This window comes from Geminocystis sp. GBBB08, assembly GCF_016743215.1.
Taxonomy (GTDB): domain Bacteria; phylum Cyanobacteriota; class Cyanobacteriia; order Cyanobacteriales; family Cyanobacteriaceae; genus Geminocystis.
Window position 1 is genome coordinate 1 of sequence record NZ_VRZC01000022.1, and the last position, 14,794, is coordinate 14,794.

Consider the following 14,794-nt stretch of genomic DNA (forward strand, 5'->3'; position numbering starts at 1 on the left):
ACATTATACGAGTTAGTAAAAGAGGAAGAAGATATTATTAAAAATAATCAATTTAAAGATAAACTTTCCACAGAAACAATTTTTTCTGACTCAGAAATTCAATATAGCCCTATTTGGATTGATCTTTAATAATTTTAAAATTCTTTATATATTATTCCTAATTTGTAATTAAATTAATGCCTGTAAAAGGGCTTGAAATTTCAGTTTAATTTCTGTTAATTCTTGTTCAGGTTTTGAACCAGCGACAATACCAGCACCAGCATATAAACGAGCAGAATTTTCTTTAATTAAAGCTGATCTTATTCCCACGATAAATTCACAATTACCTTGTTTATCTAACCAACCAATGGGGGCCGCATACAAACTGCGATCAAAATTTTCTGATTTTTCGATTAGATTACAAGCAAGATTAATTGGTTCTCCGGCTACGGCAGGAGTTGGATGTAATTTATGTATGATTTCAAAGGGGGTAATATTCGGATTTATTTCGGCGTTAATTGGTGTCCATAAATGTTGAATATTGGATAATTTTAACAGTTGTAGAGATGCTTTTTGAGGATTTAAGCCCATGTTTGATAATTGTTTAAAAATAAAATTACTAACTACTTGATGCTCTCTTTTTTCCTTTTCGCTATTAAGTAAATTTTTCCCAATTTTTTGATCTTCATCATTATTTTTCCCCCTAGAAGCTGATCCTGCTAACGCATCACTAATAAGTTGATTATCTTGGATAGAAAGTAGTCTTTCCGGACTAGCACCAATAAAATTTTCCTCTTGTTCATTACCAATAGCAAAAATATAACAATCAGGATAATTTTTCCTTAAATTTTTAAGAGATTTAATAATATTAAAATTTGTATTAGTCTTGACTTCTAAAGCATGAGCAACAACTATTTTGGTTAACTTTTTGGTTTTAATTGCTTCTAATCCGTGATTTACTTTATCAATAAAAGGTTGATATTGGGATTCTTCTAAACTATAAGATAAAAGGTTTTCTTTTTCTGTTTTTAAAGATTGATGTAAGATAATTTTTTCGCTAAAATTATTTTTTATTTGCTCTTTAATTTTTTCAAGATTAGGATAATTATTATAAGTGTTAATAGTTAAGGTATAAATATCTTTTTTTTTAAATAATTGTATATAAGGAATAAAAATGGTTGCCAAAGAAAACGATTTATTATAATGATTATGTTTATCTAAAAAAGTGAAATAAGAAAAAAAATGAGGATAGTTTATATTTAAAGATTCGTCTATATAATTAATATCATTTAAGGTATTTTTGACAAAATGTTGACATTGTTCAAATCGATTATTTTCTGTTTGATTATCATTAACCTGTAAACTTTTAATCGCTCCAATAGCTACGATCGCCTCCTGTTTTTTTTGATTTTCCCAATAAAAAGAAAGTTGATTATGTTGTTTCATAATTGAAAGAAAGATTAAAGGATCAATGGGATCAATTATATGAGAAATAGAGGTAATATTTTGGATATTTTGTCCTTGATTTTCTGTCGATTTTCCTTGAAAAATTAACTCTTTAAAACCGTGAGCATAATCTAAAAAATGAAAGTCGTTAGGCATTACAGGCATAAAGCTAAGATTTAAAATATTTATATAGACAATTAACGATGAACAATGGACAATTAACAATAGAAAATAATTAATTGATATTCCTAACTATCATATCGAATTAGAGATCATGACCATAACCGATGAAACAACATCCCTCATTGTTAATCAATCAGCGAGTAAACGTCAACTTTGGTTTGCGGCTATAAAACCACCAATGTACACTGTAGCCGTTATTCCTATTAGTTTTGGTACAGCTTTTGCCTATGCACAAACAAAAATTTTTCACTTTGAGATTTTCGTAACCTTTTTATTATCAGCTATTTTGATTATTGCATGGCTTAATCTCAGTAATGATGTTTTTGACTCCGACACGGGCATTGATGTCAATAAAGCTCATTCAGTAGTGAATTTAACAGGAAATCGAACTCTTGTGTTTTGGATTAGTAATATATGTTTACTTTTAGGTTTAGGGGGTATTTTGTTAATCAATTATTGGTTGCAAAATTGGACTTTATTATGGTTAATTACCGCTTGTTGTGCATTAGGTTATAGCTATCAAGGGCCACCTTTTCGCCTTGGTTATTTAGGTTTAGGAGAATTAATCTGTTTTGTTACTTTTGGTCCTATGGCGATAGCCGCTTCTTATTATAGTCAAACTCAAGTATTTTCCGTGTCTTCTTTATGGGCATCGACTATTATCGGTATATCAACCTCAATTATCCTTTTTTGTTCTCATTTTCATCAAGTAAAAGACGATTTAGCTGCTGGAAAAAAATCACCGATAGTGAGATTAGGTACAAAATTAGGCTCACAAATATTAATCATATCAGTAATTTTGTTTTACGGTTTATGCTTTCTTTTAACAGTAATGAAAATATTGCCCTATAGTACTTTAATCGTAATGCTAAGTATGCCGATCTCTTATCAATTAATCAATCACGTTAACCAGTATCATGATCAACCAGAGAAAGTAAAAAATAGTAAATTTATCGCGGTTAATTATCATTTTTGCAGTGGAATATTATTATGTCTGGGCTTAATTCAATAAAAGTTCTAGTAGGGTGGGCAATGCTCACAAAATATGATTATCAAATAATAAACTCAAAAAAATAATCTTTTAATATTACTAACTATTTATAGACATCATTTGGGAGCTTTTATAACTCCACTTACAAGAGTTTAACACTGTTAAACCCCTCCGGGCATTATTGTTAAAAGTGAGCATCAGATTATCAAAAAAACGGAGAATAGAACAATGGTAGCCGAATTAATCAAAAATACAAAAGATTTATATGATACAGATTATAATCTCTGGGTGTTGGAAACAGTCAAAAAATTAGAAAAAAGAGATTTAGATTCCCTTGATTGGGATAATTTAATTGAGGAGGTTTTGGATTTGAGTCGGCGTGATAAACATAAATTAGAGAGTTTACTAATGAGGTTAATTGAACATTTACTGAAATTAGCTTATTGGGAATCAGAAAGGGATAGAAATAAAAACCATTGGAAAGGAGAAATTATTAATTTTCGTAAACAAATCAAACGTATTTTAAAAGATAGTCCAAGCCTTCAACCTTATCTTAAAGATGTTTTTGAGGAATGTTATCAAGACGGACGACAAATAGCTTCTCAACGAGCTGGATTACTCCTTGATACTTTTCCCGAAAAACCTATGGCATCTCTTGAACAAATCCTTGATGAAAACTGGTTACCATAACAATTAATAATTAATGATTAGACTTCTCCAAAAAAGATTTTTCAACTCCTCGTAGGGATTGAATAATATTCAACCCGTACAGAGCTACCCCCCTGAAAGATAATGATTGGAGACGACTTTTATGTAAAAGAATATCAAAAACCGTTTATACACAAACAAAATATATGGCAAAAACAGAACAAAAACGTACCTTTTTACTAGAATTTGAAAAACCCTTAGTAGAACTACAAGCTAGAATCAATCAAATTAAAGAATTAGCGGAAGCAAATCAAGTAGATGTATCAGAACAGTTACAAGAATTAGAAGCCAGAGCTGAACAACTACGGAAAGAAATTTTTAGTACTCTTACTCCTTCTCAAAAACTACAAATTGCTCGTCATCCCCGTCGCCCTTCCACCCTCGATTATATTCAAGGGATGACCGAAGAATGGTTCGAATTACATGGCGATCGCAGAGGCTATGATGATCCGGCCTTAATTGGTGGTATAGCCAGATTAGACGGCAGGGCAGTAGTAATTATCGGGCATCAAAAAGGAAGAGACACGAAAGATAACGTAGCGCGTAATTTTGGCATGGCATCCCCCGGCGGTTATCGTAAAGCTATGCGTTTAATGGAACACGCTAACAGATTTTCTATGCCCATTATCACCTTTATTGACACACCTGGAGCTTATGCTGGTGTTGAAGCAGAAAAATTAGGACAAGGAGAAGCCATCGCCTATAATTTAAGGGAAATGTTTAGTTTAGACGTGCCAATTATAACCACAGTAATCGGTGAAGGCGGTTCAGGAGGGGCCTTAGGTATTGGAGTAGCTGAGAAATTAATGATGTTTGAACATTCTGTTTATACCGTAGCTAGTCCTGAAGCCTGTGCCGCTATATTATGGAAAGATGCTAAAAAATCAGATCAAGCAGCCATAGCGTTAAAAATTACAGCCAAAGATTTAAAAGAATTAGGTATTATAGATCAAATATTACCAGAACCTCCCGGATGTGCGCATTCAGATCCTTTAGCCACTGCTGGGATCTTAAAAAAAGGGATATTAGAAAATTTAGAATACCTATCCAACCTAAGTTCAAAAGAAAGAAAAGAATTAAGGTATCAAAAATTTCGTAACTTGGGAGTATTTTTAGAAATATAATTACTTTACACATCGACCATAATTAAGGGAAAACGGGCTGAAGCCCTAGGAGTTGAACAATATTCAACCCCTACAAACCAATTAAAAATAAATTCGTCGAAGTCTTTTAATATTAGCAATTAAGATGGAGCTAACCGGACTCGAACCGGTGACCCCTGCAATGCCATTGCAGTGCTCTACCAACTGAGCTATAACCCCTTAAACAGTGTTTTTTTTACACATAGTTAACTATTATAATGGATTTCTACACAAAAATCAATAATTTTTTTTGAACAAGAATATTGGTTAGGATAGAATAAAAATAGCTAACCTCAATTAATGACGAAAGATGCTACAAAGAGAACCAACGGCGATCGATCAATTAATGTTAGAATTAATTAACAGGGCAAGAGAAAATCCCCAAGCAGAAGCTGATCGTTTAATTAATGGATTATTAAATGAAGGTGTAACGTTACAAAATGCTATTACTAATATAGCAAAACAACCTCTAACATTTAACCTTTACCTCAATCAAAGTGCAGAAAATCATAGCCAATGGATGCTTGATAATGATATTTTTAGTCACACTGGGATTAATAATTCTACTTCTAAGCAACGAATGGAAACCGCAGGATATGAATTTATTACACCTTGGGCTAGTGGTGAAAATATTGCTTGGAAAGGCACAACAAGAAATTTAGACTTTATACAATTTACTATCGATAACTATGATAACTTATTCATTGATCTTAATTATCCCAATAGAGGCCATCGAGTAGCCATTCTTAAAGATGATTTTCAAGAAATTGGTATAGCATCTCTTGAAGGAATTTTTACCTCTAACAGCATCAATTATAATGCGGTAATGACCACTCAACATTTTGCTTATTCAGGCAATAATGGTGCTTTTTTAACGGGAGTAATTTATAATGATTCTGTGATAAATGATGATTTTTATACTATCGGCGAAGGGATTGGAAATATTAATATTATCGCTGAGAATGTTGATTCTAAACAGAAATATCAAACTCAAAATTGGTCAACAGGAGGATATTCTTTAAAACTGTCTTCGGGTACTTATAATGTTAGTTTTATTGGTAATTTAGATCAAGATCCTCAAGATGATATTATTAGTAAACTTATTACTATTAACGACCAAAATATCAAATTAGATATAGCCACAGACGATCCTTCTTATGCTGTTAGCAATAATAATTCTTCTTCTGATAATCCCACTGATAATGTTACTATCCCAGTAAATAATTCTTCTGATAATGTTACTATAAACGAAACAGACTCTTTATTAAATGAACCTATTTATCGTTTTCAAAATCAAAATCAATTAGGTACTTATTTATATACAGCAGAGAAAGAAAAAACTAATATTGAAAGTAACTTTTTCAATTTTAAATTAGAAGGATTAGCTTTTTTTGTAGGTATATCTACCCATGATAATTTAATCACAATTTATCGTTTTCATAATAACAATATTCCGGGTACTTATTTATATGCCGGAGAAACAGAAGCTAATAATATTCGTCAAAATTTCACTAATTTTCGAGACGAAGGTTTAGCTTTTTATGTCTATCCTGCCCAGAGTAATCAAGGAGATTCTATCTATCGCTTTCAAAATATTAATTTACCCGGTACTTATTTATTTGTAGGAGAAACTGAAAAAAATAATATATTAACAAATTACTCTAATTTTATTTTAGAAGGAGTTGCATTTAAAGTTCTTAGTTCTTAGTTAAGATAGCAGTTCTAATATCAGGTTCGTTGAAACAATAATAAAAGAAAAATAGGTAAAACGGGCATCTTGGCCATCTCTAATGTGCATTTAATGTTAAAATTTAGTCATAGTTAAACTCAAACACATTTATTATGCCCCCACGTTGGCCTAGAGAACCTGATCGTCAAAATGATCCAGAATATCGAAAATTAGATGATCGCATGACTTTTGCCGTTCATGTTGCCTTATTTTTAGCTTGTAATTCTGGAGTTTGGTTTTTTCATAATTTTAATCATCCTGAATGGTTTTGGGCTACACAATTTAGTCTGATTTGGGGCACTCTCTTACTACTCCACTTGATCTATATTACGGTGATCGCTGATTATTCTCATTGACACTCTCAGTGTTAAATCAGAGATTATAACGGGGATTTTCACTTTTATTTTTTATTGGTCAAAAATTCATCACCCGTTAATTTGTTTTCGGCTTTTTCAAGGAGAAATTTAACATTTCGTCCTTTTTTTGACGTTTTCAAGATAGTTTAATGGTATGATTAAATTAATTTCTAGTTTTATGTTGACCATCTGCGATCGCCCGACTACAACACCAATCGTTCGGTAAAGTAGAAGGCCATCCCATTTCAATAGCTTCCTGACAAATAGTTGTTACCGTTAACTGACAATCAATTAATTGGAACTCCTCTTTTTGGCATTGTTTGAGACTATGTTTGAGAATGGAGTCGTCTTGAAACTCAATAGTTTTATTACACTGAACACAAACAATATGATGGTGATGGTGAGGATAAGGATGATTTAACTCATAATGTTTATGACCTTCAGCCAATTCTAACTCACGCAAAACCCTCATTTTTGTCATTAATTTAACACTACGGTAAATAGTAGATAAACTAATATTTTCGCCGTCTTCTTCTAGTAATTTATGTAACTCTTCCGCACTGAGATGATTTCCTTGAGGAAGATTATTAAATACTTCAAGGATCTTTTCTCTTTGGGGAGTCATCCGCCAACCTCTGGAGTTTAGCTTTTTTTTAATGGATGCGGTGGTATCTAAAGACATAAGCAATTTGGGGGGAAGACAAATCATTTGTTTATCTATGATACTTTTCTTTAGACCTTATTTGCAACTAAATTGCCCTTATTGAGAATAAGTAGTAGTTAGGGATGGGGGATTAGGAATTAGAAATTAGGAATTAGGAATTTAGTTATCTAAAGATAACGTCAACGATTAGCTTGGAAATAAATGAAGTTGTTGGCTAATGGCTGAAACGCTTATTCTGTGGTAAAAAAAGGCGGTATCCCACTAACCCTCTTTTGTCAAACTCCGCAAACACTTGCAATTTATAGATTCTGCAACTGTTGTAGATCAATCGATCGAGGTCATATTTAATAATATGAAATAAATCGAAACTTTAAATTAGTAAATTTGACTCTGTAGTATGCTTTAATCTTTAGTTATCAAGCTGTTTGAAAATATTTAATAATAGTTAAAATCGGAAACTGACAAAAGAGGGCTAATTACGTTATCAAAAATTCATTGGCCAACAGGATCAAACATAAATTTCAAAGTGAGATAATTACTTATAAAACTTTTCTTTCTTTAACACCATCACCTATCCTGTATTCACCGTATCTCCTATTCACCCTATCACCCATTATCTACCTGAGTTCGATATAAAAATAGATGAGGGCTGACTTGGAAGACACGCAGACAGGCAGACAGGAAGATTGTATTTCTGGTGAATGAATAAAATTCTCTCAAAGTACATCAAATATTGAGAATTTTTCTCCCTGTCCACTTGTCCACCTGTCTAGTTTTGATCATTTTCTTTATGTCGAACTGAGGTATTATCTATTTGCCCATGCCTAATTGTTGGGCTTTTTGATAAACTTTACCTTCCGTTAATAAAGAAGGAGCGATTACAACTTCCACTTCCTGCATTTCTTTGATATTTTTTGCCCCTAATGTACCCATACTGGTTTTTAATGCACCTAATAAGTTATGTGTGCCATCATCTAGTTTAGCAGGTCCTCGCAAAATTTCAGCAATCGTACCGGTAGTACCAACATTAATTCTAGTACCACGAGGTAAAACAGGGCTTGGAGTAGCCATACCCCAATGATAACCCCTACCCGGAGCTTCGGCACTACGAGCAATGGGTGAACCAATCATGACAGCATCTGCACCACAAGCAATACATTTACAAATATCACCACCTGTAATAATTCCACCATCGGCAATAATTGGCACATATTTACCCGTTTCTTTGTGAAAATCATCCCTAGCCGCAGCACAATCAGCCACCGCAGTAGCTTGAGGCACACCTACTCCTAAAACCCCCCTAGAAGTACAAGCTGCCCCAGGGCCGATACCAACTAAGATTCCAGCTGCCCCAGCTTTTAGTAACTGTAAAGTTACGTCATAAGTAACACAGTTACCTAGAAAAACAGGCATGGGCATTTCTTCACAAAAAGTAGCTAAATCAAGGGGTGTTACCACTTGGGGGGATAAATGGGCAGTAGATACTACTGTAGCTTGAATAAAGACTAAATCAGCACCTGCTTCCCCTACTACTTTCCCAAATTGACTTGCACCCGCAGGAGTTAAACTGACGGCAGCAATGCCTCCTTTTTCCTTAATTTGGGTGATTCTTTTGGTAATTAATTCAGCTTTAACAGGTACACTGTATAATTCTTGCATTAAACCGACAAATTCTGATTTTCCAACGGAGGCAATACGGTCTAATATAGGGTTAGGATCTTCGTAACGGGTTTGGATTCCTTCAAGGTTTAATACTCCTAAAGAACCTAATTCTGATAATAAGACTGCCATATTTACATCGACAACACCATCCATGGCACTAGCAATAATCGGAATTTCTCTTTCAATATTCCCCAGAGTAACCCTAGTATCAGCTAAAATAGGATCTAATGTACGATTACCAGGTACTAAGGCGATTTCATCTATACCGTAGGCTCTACGCGCTTCTTTTCCACGACCAATTACAATACTCACTTTATTTTTTCTACTATTAAGTTTATTTGCTTAGATTATCAAATTTTCATCGATCGTGGCAATTTGAGCAATATTTGAAAGGAATTTCTTTCTAATGCAGAAATTTAGCTAAGATATGATCGAAGTTCAATTACTTTGAAATGGGAAAGAATAGTTTATGTTGGGTAAATTTCAAAAAAGTGAATTAAGAATCGAAGTCAAGGTAAAAGATACTGTTTTCCGTGATTGTTTATTAGACATTAATCAATTAAAACAATGGTTTTTTCCTTTAAAATTTGCTCAAAATACTTCTGAAAAATTGTCTCAAAATGATACTTTTAGTTTTTATCTGGGTTTAATAGAAATCAAAAATAAAGTAGATTTTATTGATCAGAATTGTTTGCGCTTAATTTTAAGTGGTGGTATTGACGGTTATCAAGAATGGTGTTGGGGAGATGGTTGGATTCAGTCTCGCTTAGAAGGAGTTTCTGTGTTACCTCTGAATTTAGGGCAAACTTTTAATTTGCTACGTTTAAAGTCTTTTGCCAGTCATTCACATTGATCTTGCTTAAATAGCCCATAAATAACTATAATAGAAAGCAAATCAGGAGAGGTGGCAGAGTGGTTGAATGCGGCAGTCTCGAAAATTGTTAAGGTGGCAACATCTTCGAGGGTTCAAATCCCTCTCTCTCCGTTATTCTAACCATTATTGTTGACTAATAAGATTAACGATAATATCATTATTATCAATCTTATTAACTAGGTTTTGTGGGATATATGGGGGAACTAATATAAACTGCATTTAAGTTTTATGAGCCAAGTTTTAATGCTTCTAAATAAAGCCCATAAATAAAGCCAATTTTGAGGGAATTTAACAAGTCTAACCAAGGAGATTTATTCGGAGAATTACTGCGACGATAGATAAACATACTTGAAAATTCTGTGAATAAAAGAAAAATAAGTGCAATGCTTACATCCCAGCGTCCTAATTGTCCTGCTGATGTAGTTAAAATATTGGCAAGAAAATAACCTAATAATAAAGAAATAATGATAAAAGATAATTTTCGCCAAGGATTGACTAAAAAACTAACAAATTGATTAATTAGTGTTGTTATTAACAAATTTAAACGGGTTTGTTGCATCTTCCTTCCTTACCTATCTTTGAACAGCTATGGCAATACCTTGAGTAATTATACGATGTTCTTGAATTTGAATTCGATGATGTAAAGTTTCTGAGGTGTCATCGGGTAAAATTGGTATGGCCGCTTGGATTAAAATAGGGCCACTATCTACTTCTAAATCAACTAAATGTACTGTACAACCTGTTATTTTTACCTTCGCTTTTAAGGCTTGTTCAATGGCATTAATACCTTTAAAACTGGGCAATAAACTCGGATGTATATTAATTACTTTTTGAGGAAAAGCTTTTAATAAAACTTTGGTAATAATACGCATCCAACCTACCATTACTACCCATTCCACTTGATGAGCTTTAAATACTTCGACAATTGCTTCGTCTAAGGCTTCTCGACTAGGGTAATCACGATGATTTAATAAAACTGAAGGAATATTTAATTTATCGGCTCTTTCTTTTACTTTGGCATGGGGATTGTTGTAAACTAATAACTCTATTTGTCCATTCAATTTTCCTTCATTGATAGCTTGGGCGATCGCCTCGAAATTAGTCCCACTACCTGAAGCCATAACTCCCAATTTAATCGTTTTCTGTAACTGTAATTGCTCCCACGTCAAAGAAGGGGAAACTATAACGGTGGGAAAAGAATGATCCATAATTGAATGAATAGTTTTGAATTTTAACTAATTTAGCATATTAACTAATCAAGAGCCCATTATTAATTCGGCGTTTTTGATTGATGGTAAGTGGGTGATAATGGAATAGTAAAGCTAAATTGAGATCCTTTGCCGATTTCTGACTTTACCCAAATTTTACCACCATTTTTTTCGACAAATTCTTGACATAACAATAACCCTAAACCCGTTCCTGTTTCACCTTTGGTTCCTTCTCTGCTACTACAAGATTCTATTTTAAATAATTTTGCTATTTGTTTTGAAGCCATGCCCAATCCATTGTCAATAATATCTACTTGAGTGAATTGTTGTCCTTGATTTATCTGAATTTTTACTCTCCCGCCTTCTGGGGTAAATTTTAGGGCATTAGAGACTAAATTTTGAATGGTTGAATATAACATATTGCGATCGCCAAAAACAAAGCAAGGAGAAGGACTTTGAAGTTGTAAATCAATCTTTTTCTCTTTAGCAGTGGGAGACATAATGGTAATAATTTCTTGGCATAACAAATGAAGATCGACAGAGACGGGATTACACTTCATTTTACCAGTTTCTAACATTGACCATTGCAATAGATTTTTAAGCAAATTAAAGGCATTTTGTCCAGAATGATAAATATCTTGAGATATATCTATGATTTCCTCTAATTCCATAGATTCAACACTATCTTTAAGTATTTCAGTAAAACCGAGAAGAGTATTAAAAGGTGCTTTAAGATCATGACTAATAATAGAGAAAAATTTGTCTTTACTAGCATTTAATTCCTGCAACTCTTGAGAATAAATTTGTAATTTTTTAAAAGCAATTCTTAATTCTAGTTGACTAATAACTTGTTTTGCTAGAATGTTTAAAGCCTTTAATTGTTCGGATGTTAAATTTCTAGGCACGGAATCAATAGCACAAAGAGTGCCTAAAGCATAACCATCAGGCGTAATTAAAGGGGCACCAGCATAAAAGCGAATATTGGGATTTTGGGTTACAAGAGGATTATCGAAAAAACGTTCATCTTGACTGGCATCTTCTACTACCATCACTTCATCTTTAAGAATCGCATGGGCGCAAAAAGCTAAATCCCTTGGGGTTTCCGTTGCCGACAATCCTACTCTTGATTTAAACCATTGGCGATCTCGATCAATTAAACTCATTAAAGCAATAGGAGTGCCACAAATAGATGCGGCTAATTGAGTTAATTCATCATAAGCCATTTCAAAATTAGTGTCTAAGATGTCGTATCTCATTAATGCTTCGATTCGCTCTTTTTCATTGTCAGGTAATGGAGCGATTGTCATAAGTTGTACCCCTCTGATTACTTAAATCTAATATTATATTTATTTTAACAAATACTGTTTATTAGCAAGATATTTTTGCCTTTGACAATTTTCATCTTTAGCACACCTAACTCATCAAGAGCCTGATTGTTAAGTTATATAAAAGATTATATTTTTAGATTTCAGTGCTTCGCCAACTTAATTTTAAGTTTAGCCAAAAATTCCAAAGAGTAACAAAAGCGATGGCAATAAAGTTAGCTAAATAACGATTTAAACTTAACATATTAAAGAAGAAATTTAATAATAAAACATTAATAATTAATCCTGCTAAACAGACAATATTAAACTTAATAAATCGCTTAATTTTTTGGCGTTTACTAGGTTGTTTTTTAGAAATATCTCTAAAAGTCCACGCATCATTCCATAAAAAATTATTAATAATTGCCAACTCTGAAGCGATAATTTTACTACGAGTTAAAGGTAAAGCTAAAGTAGAAGGATCACTTAATAAAAACAAAAATATCATATCAATAAAAACGCCACTAAAGCCGACTATTGCAAAACGTAAAAAACGACTAATTGGCCATAAAGAAAATCTTAGGCGAATCAAATGATGAATATAATCAACATATTGTTTTTTTGTTACTTTACTTTCTCCTTCTTGACGTTCTTGAAACACATATCCAACTTCACTAAGCCAACGAATTTTACCCCTTCCTAAAACTTCGATTAAAATTTTATACCCTAAAGGGCTAAGATTACAACCAATTAAACACTCACGCCTGACTAAAAAATAACCACTCATGGGATCAGAAACTCGTCCAATTACTTCAGGCAATATAATTAATCCTAAAGTTTGGGCACCACGAGACAAAAAACGACGTAAAATACTCCAATCACTAACGCCTCCTCCTTCCACATTGCGACTGGCTACGGCTAAATCTGCACCTTTATTAATTTCTGCCCACAAATTCAATAAGGTTTCAGGAGGATGTTGTAAATCAGCGTCAATAACTCCTAAAATTTCTCCCTTTGCCACTTGCCAACCTCTAATTACGGCGGTCGATAATCCTTTTTCTCCTATCCGACGAATAACTTTTAATGGCGGATATTTTTCTGTCAATTCTAAAGCTACTTTCCAAGTAAAATCAGGACTGTCGTCATCAACTATAATTAATTCATATTCTTGGGGTGTTATTTTTTCCAATAATGTGGTTAATTTTTCGACTAAAATAGTAATATTTTTACTTTCGTTATAGGTAGGAATAATTAGGGATAATAAAATATTGTCGGTAGAAGAATCAATGCTTAAATTACCTGTGGGAGTTGACATTAAATTGTCTAAAGTCATGAAAATATTAGGGAGATTAATAGGCCATTAAATTATAAAACTTTTAGTCCCGATAATTGTAACTTGCTAAATTACGGCTTTTGATGAGTTAGTATCTGACGTTACGCAAAGAGTAATAAATCAGGTTAAAATGACAAGATGAAATAAAAACTCCTTAAACTCTTTCAATCAAGTAACTGCCACAGGCTTATCATCTTGAGTCTTGTTAAAATAGATTTTCGGAAACCTAACTGGAATAAGCAGTTCAAGGATAAATATTATGGTTTCTTGACATTAGTGTCCGATATCCCTCGTATTTTGATTTCCTTCTGATTAAGCTAAAACCCATTTAAAAATTATAAATAAACTATATCTTCAGGTAACTCAGATAATTTAAAAATGGTATCTTCTTGAATAATAATATCTCGAAACAGTTTTTTATTTTGAGCGGGTAAAATTAAAACTTTCTCAGATTTTACCACAGAATTTTTAAACCCTTCTAAATCTTGATTTGTTTCTAAATAACTCACCAGACGACGAAATAATTTAGGCAAAATAACAATATTTTTTTCTTCATCAAATAAATCCCAAGCATGAAAGCCTTTATTGGTAGAGTCAAACTTCCATATTCCTTTCTTTTGTTTTCTAGCATGATTAACAGCTACCGTCATTTTTCTTCTTAAAGTTGGGGCTAAGCCACGATAATAAGTAGGATAAGATTCACCTTCTAAAAGACTTTGATAATTAACTGATTTAAAAAATAAATCTATTGGTAAAAATACAATATCTCCATCTTTCATATCAATTTTACCTTTAAAAACAAACCCTAAAGGACGACCATGTTGATCTGTTTTTTTTGCTAAAATAAAACCTTCTATATTATCGTTTGCTTTGATAATTAAATTATTTTCCTCATGCCATTTTACTTGATCAATTTCTAAATATTCTAATAAAAAATCGGCTGCACTTAATGCTGATTTTAAACTTTGTTTACATTCCCGAAAATGAGTTTCTAAACTATCAATACCAATAAGCCTAATTTGTACATGATTAAGCTCATTTAATAGTGGAGGAATACCGATTAATTTTGACCAATTTTCAGGATTATTCGCTTTAAAACGAATGGAATCACCATCGGGAGAATAGCCAATAACATGAAAAGTGCCTTTGATTAATGTAAAAGACATGATAGTTAAAACAAAAAAAGTATGAGGAGTTACCCAACAAGATGCCTAT

The 14,794-nt window shown here is 32.7% G+C and carries 14 protein-coding genes and 2 tRNA genes; 7 read left to right on the forward strand and 9 right to left on the reverse strand.

Going from position 1 to position 14,794, the window contains the following annotated elements:
* Nucleotides 1-168: 168 nt before the first annotated feature.
* Nucleotides 169-1,590, reverse strand: coding sequence for an isochorismate synthase (locus FWJ34_RS04690; RefSeq protein WP_308254168.1), 1,422 nt, complete (start codon nucleotides 1,588-1,590; stop codon nucleotides 169-171).
* Nucleotides 1,591-1,699: 109 nt separating this feature from the next.
* On the opposite strand from FWJ34_RS04690, the gene menA reads away from it, so the two are divergent.
* The 3 genes from menA to accA all read left to right on the forward strand — a co-directional run bounded on the left by menA (nucleotide 1,700) and on the right by accA (nucleotide 4,431).
* A complete protein-coding gene (gene menA / locus FWJ34_RS04695; RefSeq protein ID WP_308254169.1) occupies nucleotides 1,700-2,620 on the forward strand; it encodes a 2-carboxy-1,4-naphthoquinone phytyltransferase in 921 nt (306 codons plus the stop codon).
* Nucleotides 2,621-2,827: 207 nt separating this feature from the next.
* The gene (locus FWJ34_RS04700; protein WP_308254170.1) at nucleotides 2,828-3,289 is read left to right on the forward strand and encodes a DUF29 domain-containing protein; all 462 of its coding nucleotides are present in this window, start codon (nucleotides 2,828-2,830) and stop codon (nucleotides 3,287-3,289) included.
* Between the two features lie 164 nt (nucleotides 3,290-3,453).
* The gene (gene accA, locus FWJ34_RS04705; protein ID WP_308254171.1) at nucleotides 3,454-4,431 is read left to right on the forward strand and encodes an acetyl-CoA carboxylase carboxyl transferase subunit alpha; all 978 of its coding nucleotides are present in this window, start codon (nucleotides 3,454-3,456) and stop codon (nucleotides 4,429-4,431) included.
* Between the two features lie 125 nt (nucleotides 4,432-4,556).
* Here accA and FWJ34_RS04710 read toward each other — a convergent pair.
* Nucleotides 4,557-4,629 (reverse strand) — tRNA-Ala (locus tag FWJ34_RS04710).
* Nucleotides 4,630-4,759: 130 nt separating this feature from the next.
* Between FWJ34_RS04710 and FWJ34_RS04715 the strand changes: the two genes are divergently transcribed.
* Together FWJ34_RS04715 and FWJ34_RS04720 are read left to right on the forward strand one after the other, a co-directional pair.
* Complete coding sequence (locus FWJ34_RS04715) at nucleotides 4,760-6,157, forward strand: CAP domain-containing protein (RefSeq protein WP_308254172.1); 1,398 nt, start codon at nucleotides 4,760-4,762, stop codon at nucleotides 6,155-6,157.
* A gap of 134 nt (nucleotides 6,158-6,291) precedes the next feature.
* On the forward strand, nucleotides 6,292-6,534 hold the full coding sequence (locus FWJ34_RS04720) for a hypothetical protein (RefSeq protein WP_308254173.1): 243 nt from the start codon (nucleotides 6,292-6,294) through the stop codon (nucleotides 6,532-6,534).
* A gap of 163 nt (nucleotides 6,535-6,697) precedes the next feature.
* On the opposite strand, the gene FWJ34_RS04725 is transcribed toward FWJ34_RS04720, so the two are convergent.
* Nucleotides 6,698-7,216: a transcriptional repressor gene (locus tag FWJ34_RS04725; protein ID WP_308254174.1), complete on the reverse strand. Its 519-nt coding sequence runs from the start codon at nucleotides 7,214-7,216 to the stop codon at nucleotides 6,698-6,700.
* Between the two features lie 792 nt (nucleotides 7,217-8,008).
* Nucleotides 8,009-9,172, reverse strand: coding sequence for a GuaB3 family IMP dehydrogenase-related protein (locus tag FWJ34_RS04730; protein ID WP_308254175.1), 1,164 nt, complete (start codon nucleotides 9,170-9,172; stop codon nucleotides 8,009-8,011).
* Between the two features lie 157 nt (nucleotides 9,173-9,329).
* Here FWJ34_RS04730 and FWJ34_RS04735 point away from each other — a divergent pair, with 157 nt between their 5' ends.
* Together FWJ34_RS04735 and FWJ34_RS04740 are read left to right on the forward strand one after the other, a co-directional pair.
* Nucleotides 9,330-9,713 (forward strand): hypothetical protein, encoded by a 384-nt coding sequence (locus FWJ34_RS04735; protein ID WP_308254176.1) that lies wholly within the window; start codon nucleotides 9,330-9,332, stop codon nucleotides 9,711-9,713.
* 45 nt (nucleotides 9,714-9,758) lie between these two features.
* Nucleotides 9,759-9,845 (forward strand) — tRNA-Ser (locus FWJ34_RS04740).
* A 115-nt stretch (nucleotides 9,846-9,960) separates the two neighbouring features.
* Here the strand turns inward: FWJ34_RS04740 and FWJ34_RS04745 are convergent.
* From FWJ34_RS04745 to FWJ34_RS04765, 5 genes are all read right to left on the reverse strand, one after another.
* Nucleotides 9,961-10,293, reverse strand: a complete 333-nt coding sequence (locus tag FWJ34_RS04745; RefSeq protein ID WP_308254177.1) for a DUF565 domain-containing protein — start codon at nucleotides 10,291-10,293, stop codon at nucleotides 9,961-9,963.
* Between the two features lie 13 nt (nucleotides 10,294-10,306).
* Nucleotides 10,307-10,942, reverse strand: a complete 636-nt coding sequence (gene purN, locus FWJ34_RS04750) for a phosphoribosylglycinamide formyltransferase (protein ID WP_308254178.1) — start codon at nucleotides 10,940-10,942, stop codon at nucleotides 10,307-10,309.
* Between the two features lie 62 nt (nucleotides 10,943-11,004).
* The gene (locus FWJ34_RS04755; protein WP_308254179.1) at nucleotides 11,005-12,249 is read right to left on the reverse strand and encodes a HAMP domain-containing sensor histidine kinase; all 1,245 of its coding nucleotides are present in this window, start codon (nucleotides 12,247-12,249) and stop codon (nucleotides 11,005-11,007) included.
* 154 nt (nucleotides 12,250-12,403) lie between these two features.
* On the reverse strand, nucleotides 12,404-13,579 hold the full coding sequence (locus FWJ34_RS04760) for a glycosyltransferase (RefSeq protein WP_396231670.1): 1,176 nt from the start codon (nucleotides 13,577-13,579) through the stop codon (nucleotides 12,404-12,406).
* Nucleotides 13,580-13,914: 335 nt separating this feature from the next.
* Nucleotides 13,915-14,745: a hypothetical protein gene (locus FWJ34_RS04765; RefSeq protein WP_308254180.1), complete on the reverse strand. Its 831-nt coding sequence runs from the start codon at nucleotides 14,743-14,745 to the stop codon at nucleotides 13,915-13,917.
* Between the last annotated feature and the right edge of the window lie 49 nt (nucleotides 14,746-14,794).

What these genes read in the sequence shown, in the direction of transcription:
- FWJ34_RS04690 (WP_308254168.1), bottom strand. Translation starts at nt 1,590, where the DNA reads ATGCCTGTAATGCCTAACGACTTTCATTTTTTAGATTATGCTCACGGT.
- menA (WP_308254169.1), top strand. Translation starts at nt 1,700, where the DNA reads ATGACCATAACCGATGAAACAACATCCCTCATTGTTAATCAATCAGCG.
- FWJ34_RS04700 (WP_308254170.1), top strand. Translation starts at nt 2,828, where the DNA reads ATGGTAGCCGAATTAATCAAAAATACAAAAGATTTATATGATACAGAT.
- accA (WP_308254171.1), top strand. Translation starts at nt 3,454, where the DNA reads ATGGCAAAAACAGAACAAAAACGTACCTTTTTACTAGAATTTGAAAAA.
- FWJ34_RS04715 (WP_308254172.1), top strand. Translation starts at nt 4,760, where the DNA reads ATGCTACAAAGAGAACCAACGGCGATCGATCAATTAATGTTAGAATTA.
- FWJ34_RS04720 (WP_308254173.1), top strand. Translation starts at nt 6,292, where the DNA reads ATGCCCCCACGTTGGCCTAGAGAACCTGATCGTCAAAATGATCCAGAA.
- FWJ34_RS04725 (WP_308254174.1), bottom strand. Translation starts at nt 7,216, where the DNA reads ATGTCTTTAGATACCACCGCATCCATTAAAAAAAAGCTAAACTCCAGA.
- FWJ34_RS04735 (WP_308254176.1), top strand. Translation starts at nt 9,330, where the DNA reads ATGTTGGGTAAATTTCAAAAAAGTGAATTAAGAATCGAAGTCAAGGTA.
- FWJ34_RS04745 (WP_308254177.1), bottom strand. Translation starts at nt 10,293, where the DNA reads ATGCAACAAACCCGTTTAAATTTGTTAATAACAACACTAATTAATCAA.
- purN (WP_308254178.1), bottom strand. Translation starts at nt 10,942, where the DNA reads ATGGATCATTCTTTTCCCACCGTTATAGTTTCCCCTTCTTTGACGTGG.
- FWJ34_RS04755 (WP_308254179.1), bottom strand. Translation starts at nt 12,249, where the DNA reads ATGACAATCGCTCCATTACCTGACAATGAAAAAGAGCGAATCGAAGCA.
- FWJ34_RS04760 (WP_396231670.1), bottom strand. Translation starts at nt 13,579, where the DNA reads ATGACTTTAGACAATTTAATGTCAACTCCCACAGGTAATTTAAGCATT.
- FWJ34_RS04765 (WP_308254180.1), bottom strand. Translation starts at nt 14,745, where the DNA reads ATGTCTTTTACATTAATCAAAGGCACTTTTCATGTTATTGGCTATTCT.